Annotated in this window: 3 protein-coding genes and 1 pseudogene; all 4 read left to right on the forward strand. The window is 59.3% G+C overall.

The window, feature by feature from the left end; genetic code table 11:
• Positions 1–1,196 (forward strand): annotated as a pseudogene (locus tag NW856_RS10240) (phosphoketolase); the annotation flags it as partial.
• Between the two features lie 148 nt (positions 1,197–1,344).
• Entirely contained in the window at positions 1,345–2,367 is a 1,023-nt protein-coding gene (mraY, locus tag NW856_RS10245; protein ID WP_414400132.1) for a phospho-N-acetylmuramoyl-pentapeptide-transferase, read from the forward strand.
• Between the two features lie 190 nt (positions 2,368–2,557).
• A complete protein-coding gene (locus NW856_RS10250; RefSeq protein WP_414357754.1) occupies positions 2,558–3,712 on the forward strand; it encodes an ABC transporter substrate-binding protein in 1,155 nt (384 codons plus the stop codon).
• 243 nt (positions 3,713–3,955) lie between these two features.
• Positions 3,956–6,547: a DUF3536 domain-containing protein gene (locus NW856_RS10255; protein WP_414400126.1), complete on the forward strand. Its 2,592-nt coding sequence runs from the start codon at positions 3,956–3,958 to the stop codon at positions 6,545–6,547.
• Positions 6,548–6,648: the final 101 nt, after the last annotated feature.

Consider the following 6,648-nt stretch of genomic DNA (forward strand, 5'->3'; position numbering starts at 1 on the left):
GCACCACCGAAGCCGAGGCCACGCGAGTGCTGGGGCAATTTTTGCGGGATGTGATAAAGCTCAACCCCCACAACTTCCGCCTCTTTGGCCCCGACGAGACGGCTTCCAACCGCTTGGATGCTGTGTTTGAGGCCAGTGACCGCACCTGGGTAGCTCCCATCTACGATTGCGACGAGCACCTCTCCCCAGATGGACGGGTGATGGAGATCCTCAGCGAGCACGTCTGTCAGGGCTGGCTAGAAGGCTATCTGCTGACCGGGCGACACGGGTTCTTCTCCTGTTACGAAGCCTTTATCCACCTGGTGGACTCCATGTTCAACCAACACGCCAAGTGGCTGAAAACCACCCGTCACATTCCTTGGCGGCGGCCCATCCCTTCCCTCAACTACCTGCTGACTTCCCACGTGTGGCGGCAGGATCACAACGGCTTTAGCCATCAGGATCCCGGCTTTTTGGATCACGTGGTCAACAAAAAGGCCGAAATCATCCGCGTCTACCTGCCCCCGGATACCAATACTTTGCTCTCGGTGGCCGACCACTGTCTGCGCAGTCGCCACTACGTGAACGTGATCGTGGCAGGCAAACAGCCGGCCCTGCAGTACCTGGACATGGATGCGGCCATCAAACACTGCACCCAGGGCTTGGGCATCTGGGAATGGGCCAGCAATGATCAGGGTTCAGAGCCGGATGTGGTCATGGCCTGCTGTGGCGATGTGCCGACGATGGAAACCCTGGCGGCGGTGGACTTCCTACGGCAGCACCTGCCGGAGATCAAGATCCGGGTGGTGAACGTGGTGAACCTAATGAAGCTGCAGCCGCCCAGCGAACACCCCCACGGCATTAGCGACAAGGAGTTTGTCAGTATCTTCACCCCCGACAAGCCCATCGTGTTTGCCTTCCACGGCTATCCTTGGCTCATCCACCGCCTCACCTACCGCCGTCCCAACCACCACAACCTGCACGTGCGCGGCTACAAGGAGGAAGGCACCACCACCACCCCCTTCGACATGTGCGTTCTCAACCAGGTGGATCGCTTTAACTTGGCCAACGACGTCTTGGAGCGGGTGGATCGCTTCAAGTACCGGCGGGATCACGTCCAGCAGCTTATCCGGGACAAGCTGGTGGAGCACAAGCAGTACATCTGCAAACACGGGGAAGATCTGCCGGAGGTGCGCAACTGGAAGTGGCCCTATTGAAGGGATCCCCACTCAACTAACTTTCGCCTCTGAGCTCTGGCAGGATAGAGTTTTTGAGGGTTTGGAGGTTGAGGGTGTGAGGGGTTCAGAAAGGGTGGATGCGGATACCCTTCCCGATCTGGAGGTGGAAGAAACAGAGTGGGGCGGGATGGCGCTCTCGCTGGGGCTGGGTTTAGCCCTCTCGGCCCTTGTGATTGGGATCCGCCCCCAGGTGGTCGTTCCTTTTGGATTGAGCGTGTTGGGTTCGGCCCTGCTGGGATCCCTGCTCATCCCCGGGTTGCGGCGCTGGAAGGCGGGGCAAGTGATCCGCCAGGAGGGGCCCCAATCCCACCAGAAAAAAGCAGGCACACCCACCATGGGCGGGATCAGCTTTTTGCCCGTGGGGCTGCTGGTGGCCGGGATCTGGAGCGGCTGGGATCCCCATTGGCTGGCCGTCGCGCTGCTCACGCTGGCCTACGGTTTTGTCGGCTGGCTGGACGATTGGCTGGTGATCCGACAGCAATCCAACAAGGGGTTGTCTCCCCAACACAAGCTGTTGCTCCAGGTGGGAGTTGCCCTTGGGTTTTGTGTCTACCTGGCCTGGCAGGGGATCCCGACCAGTCTGACCTTGCCGGGGATAGGCACCCTCTCTCTGGGCTGGCTGTTCTGGCCCTTGGCCCTGTTTGTGTTGGTGGGCACCAATAATGCCGTAAACCTCACCGATGGTATGGACGGCTTGGCGGCAGGGGTGGTGGCCATCCTGCTGATTGGGCTGGGGCTCCTGCCCAGGGATCCAGAGCTATCGGTGTTGGCCTTCGCCTTGAGCGGTGCTTGCTTGGGGTTTCTGGTGCACAACCACCACCGGGCGCGCCTATTCATGGGCGATACGGGATCCCTGGGGTTGGGGGGCGCTCTGGCCGGGTTGGCGCTGCTGGGGGATCAGCTCTGGGCCTTGGCCCTGATGGGGGGAGTGCTGGTGGCAGAGGCGCTGTCGGTGATGCTGCAGGTGGGCTACTTCCAATACACCAAACGCAAAACCGGCACAGGCAGACGGCTGTTGCGCATGTCGCCCTTGCACCACCATCTGGAGCTGGGGGGCTGGTCGGAGGTGCAGGTGGTGGGATCCTTCTACGGGGTAACGGCGCTGCTAGTGGGGCTGGGCTGGGCCTGGTGGCACTGGGCGGGAATTTGAGTTGGCGAGCTGGGGATGCACGGTGATTCCAATGGGGGCCTGACCTCGAAGGGGTCATTCCAAAGCCGACGGAAAGTTGGCCCCGCAGATTTGATCTCCCTCCAGGCATTGTGAGCATGGTGAACATTCTGCCCAGAGGCAGATCCTCTACAGTCTTGGCACACCGTTCTTAAGAAGCAAGGGTTGCACTATGGATCTAGGCCGCCGTACTGTTCACGCCCTATCTCACCTGCCCCGCCTCTTCAAGCGTAAGCGCGGGATCCCTTTGATGTCGTTGGTATTGGGCATGGCGCTGGCACTGACGACCCTGCTGGGGATGGGATCCCAGGCCCAGAGCCGGTTGGTGGATGTGAAACTTCAACTGAAATGGTTTCCGCAAGCCCAGTTTGCCGGATACCTGATCGCCAAGGAAAAAGGATTTTACGAAGCCGAAGGTCTGAACGTCGAGCTGCTGCCGATTGGAGATCAATCCCCCATCCAGACAGTGGTCGTGGGCGGAGCCGACTTTGGCAACACTTGGATCACCGACCTGCTGACTGCCCGGGCTCAGGGGCTGCCCGTGGTTCACATCGCCCAGATCTTTCAGAAGTCGGGCTACGCGATGGTGTCTCTCAAATCCAGCGGGATCAAAAACCCTGCCGATTTCAAAGGTAAAAAGGTGGGCATTTGGCCTTCTGGCAACGAATATCCGGCCCTGGCTCTGATGAAAGCCTTCAACTTGACCACCAGCCTGGATACAGGGGTGACCAACCCCGATGTGGAGCTGATCACCTATGGCTTCGATCCGGCCCTGGTTTTTCCCGATAAGGTGGATGTAGCCTCGGCCATGCTCTACAACGAGCTGAATCAGATCGTGGGTTTGGGCTACCCCCTGAGCGAACTCAACGTCATGCACCTGCCAGACTACGGCATCAACCTCTTGGAAGACCTGCTGTTCACCACCGAGCGCGTTTTAAACGAAAGCAACTTTAAGGGATCCGGCCAATCGGGCAAAGCCATCGCGGCCAAATTGGTGAAAGCCTCGATCAAGGGTTGGGATTACGCTGTGGCCAACCCAGAAGAAACGGTGCAGGTGGTTCTCACCTTCTGCGGCGCAACCTGCAAAGGATCCGGCTCGGAAGCGGATCCCCTCAAGCACCAAACCTGGCAAATGGCTGAAATTGCCAAGCTGTATCAGGCGGGCCCCACCCTGGAAGGCAATGCTGGGTTGCTGGTGCCTTCGGTGTATCGGGCCAACGTGGAAACCTTGAAATCTTTGGGCATTCTCAGCGCCGATCCGCCTGCTGCGGTGGTGGATTATTCGGTGTGGGAAATGGCCACCGGCAAATCGGCCCCCACCGGCTAAGTCCGGGGATCCAACTGGGCAGAGACTGAGACCCGTTCAGGAAGGGATCCCGGCTGGATCCCTTCTGTTGTGAGGAAAACGCAAAGATTACTGACCGATGTTTGTTCCCTGTCAAATTTCCAACTGAATCTTTTACATTCACCGTTGCAGATCGGGGATCGCTGTAACGTATGGATATGAACTTAAGTTAACAGTGCGTTCCCCTGTAACCCAGTTGGGGGCCTCTAAAAGGAGTACGATCCTATGCTGCCGAGTGGCTCCAAAAATTCCGATAGGCCAGCGGCACAGTCAGGGCACAGCGATTTGGTCTCCGACCCGCCGATGCAAGCGGCTCCTTCTCCGGCAGGTGCTGCTGAGCTTTCCTCTGCGCGGCCGTACGTGGTGTTGCACGGCCATTTCTATCAGCCGCCCCGAGAGGATCCCTGCCTCAACCGCATTCAGCGACAGCCGAGCGCCAGCCCCTTTCACGACTGGAACGAGCGCATTTGGGCGGAATGTTACCGCCCCAACGCCTTTGCCCGCGTTCTGGACGACCAAGGACGGGTGGTGCGTATTGTCAACAACTATGAATTCCTGAGCTTTAACTTCGGCCCCACTCTCCTCTCTTGGTTAGAGGAGCATGACATTGAAGTTTACCAACGCATTTTGGCCGGCGACCGTCTCAGCGCTGAGCGGCTTGAGGGTCATGGCAATGCCATTGCCCAAGTCTACAACCACGTCATCCTGCCCCTGGCCAACGAGCGAGACAAGTACACCCAGATCCGCTGGGGAATTGCCGATTTTCAACACCGCTTTGGGCGCCATCCCCAGGGGATGTGGCTGGCCGAAACCGCCATTGATGCAGCAACGGTCACGGCCTTGGTCGAATGTGGGATCCGCTTCGTCATTTTGGCCCCCAGCCAAGCGCAGCGCATTCGCCCCTTGGGACAAACGGAGTGGATCGATGTCAGCCAAGGCCAGATCGATCCCCGTCGGCCCTACCGCTGCTTTACCCCCGATCGGGAGGGGCACTTGGATATTTTCTTTTTCGATGGCCCCATTTCCCGTGACTTGGGCTTTGGGGATATCGTCTACAGCACCCACTCTCTGGCGGAGCGGATCCGTTCCGCTCTGCGCCCGGACAAAGAGGGGGAAGCCTATCTGATCAACTGTGCCACCGATGGCGAGACTTTTGGCCACCACAAGCGGGGTGTAGAACGCACGCTGGCCTATGCCTTTTGCGAGGAATTTCCCCGCCGGGGCTGGCAGGTGGGCAACTACAGCCATTTTCTCAGCCAACATCCCCCCACTTGGGAGGTGCAACTGAAACCGGTCACCGCCTGGAGCTGCGCCCACGGGGTAGGACGGTGGTCGCGAGACTGTGGCTGCGGAGCGGTGGGAGGGTGGCACCAACGCTGGCGGCAACCGCTGCGGGAGGCCCTCAACTGGCTGCGGGATCAGCTGGCCGAGATCTACGAGACGGAGGCCAGAGCCTACCTGCGGGATCCCTGGCTGGCGCGGGATCGTTACATCGAGGTGATTTTGGATCGGGAGCGCTGCGATGCCTTTTTGCAGGAGCACCAAAGCCACCGCCTCACCGCCGAAGATCGGGTGCAAGTGCTGCGCCTGTTGGAGATGCAGCGCTACAGCCAGTTGATGTTCACCAGTTGTGGCTGGTTTTTCGAGGAGCTATCCCGTCCTGAAGGGGTGCAGATCCTGCGTTACGCGGCACGGGCTATCCAGTTGGCAGCAGCAGTGGCGGATGTCAACCTAGAAGAGGAGTTTTTGCAGCGCCTGAGCAAGGCCCCCAGCAACCTCGACCTCTACAGAGACGGCAAGGGGGTCTATTGCGCCTTGGTGCGCCCCAGCTTGATCAGCCCGCAACGGCTGGTGGCTCAGCACGCCATGTTTTCCCTGTTTAACGGGATCCCCCGTTCCCAAGGATATGTGCTGGATCAAGTGGATCAAGAGCGCCTGACGATAGGCGGGTCGACACTGGCTATCGGGCGGGTGAAGCTCACTTTTCCCACCACCCGCGAAGAGCACGATCTAATCTACGCCGTGCTCCACCTCGGCGGCTGGGACTTTCAATGTGGCGTCAAGCCGTTTGCTGGGCGGCGCATCTACGAGCAGATAAAAGCGCGGCTGCTGGCCGGATCCCACAGTCGGATACAGATGATCCTGACCCTGCAAGACCTATTTGGGCCGGAAACCTTCGACTTGAACGCCCTCGACGACGAAGATCGGCAGCAGATGATGCGCTGGCTCACTCAAGATACCCTAGACCGCCTGGCCCAGCTCTACCGCCAAACCTACCTGGACAATTACGGGGTCTTGATGGCCTTTCGGGCCGACGGCCTGCCGATCCCGGAAGAGTTGTTGGCTGCCGCTCAGATCACCCTCAACCAACGCCTGTTGACCAGTTTGCGGGCGATGGAAATGGAAGAGGGCAAGCGGGATCACCTGCTGGAATTGCGGGCAATTGTGCGCGAGGCCGAGCAGTTGGGGTGTCAGTTGCGGCGGGAAGAGGCAGCCCGGGTTCTGGATCGGCTCCTACAGCGGGGGATGTGGCACCTTGCCCACGCTTTTGAGCCGGAGACCTTCGGCGAACAGCTCTACAACCTGGAAGAATGGCTGCAATTGGCTGCAGACCTGCGCCTGCCCATCAACTTGGATCGCCTGCAAGAGCTCTATCTGACAGCGCTGGAGCGTCAAATTGGCCCGCGTTGCCCAGCTTGGCCCCAAGAAGACTGCCGAGACATTTCTGCCGAAAACCTGCACCGCCTCTTACAGATTGGGCAGCGAATTCGGGTCAACGTCAATGCCTGGCTGCGTCACCTACACCCCCAAAATTAAACCCCCAAGATTAAGTTGAGAGCTCAGTGAACTTTAAAGCCATCGGGATGACAGGATTCGAACCTGCGACCCCTTCGTCCCGAACGAAGTGCGCTACCAAG

This window comes from Synechococcus sp. R3-13, assembly GCF_047462195.1.
Lineage (GTDB): Bacteria > Cyanobacteriota > Cyanobacteriia > Thermostichales > Thermostichaceae > Thermostichus.